General features: G+C 46.3%; 1 pseudogene. It reads left to right on the forward strand.

What is annotated here, in order from left to right:
- Window positions 1-633 (forward strand): annotated as a pseudogene (locus P2W73_RS26385) (gliding motility-associated C-terminal domain-containing protein); the annotation flags it as partial.

Here is a 633-nt window from a genome sequence, read left to right on the forward strand (position 1 = left end):
TTTGCTTAAATGCCACCGCTCCTGTATTGCCAACAACATCTAATAATGGCATCACAGGAACCTGGTCACCGGCTGTTTCTACTTCCGCGATTGGAACCACTACTTATACATTTACCCCGGATGCAGGACAGTGTGCAGGTACAGCAACACTTACTATTACTGTTACCGATCAGATCACGCCAACATTTGATCCGGTCAACGACGTTTGCTTAAATGCCACCGCTCCTGTTTTACCAACTACATCCAATAATGGTATCACCGGTACATGGTCACCGGCTGTAAGCACTGCAGCTATCGGAACCACTACTTATACATTTACCCCGGATGCAGGTCAGTGTGCAGGCACAGCTACATTGACTATTACTGTTACCGATCAGATCACACCAACATTTGATCCGGTCAATGATGTTTGTTTGAATGCAACCGCTCCGGTTCTTCCAACTACATCCAATAATGGTATTACAGGAACCTGGTCACCGGCTGTAAGCACTACAGCGATTGGAACCACTACTTATACATTTACCCCGGATGCAGGTCAGTGTGCAGGTACAGCAACACTTACTATTACTGTTACCGATCAGATCACGCCAACATTTGATCCGGTCAACGACGTTTGCTTAAATGCAACAGCTC

Origin of the sequence: Terrimonas pollutisoli, assembly GCF_029360765.1 — a bacterium.
GTDB classification, from domain to species: Bacteria; Bacteroidota; Bacteroidia; order Chitinophagales; family Chitinophagaceae; genus Terrimonas_B; species Terrimonas_B pollutisoli.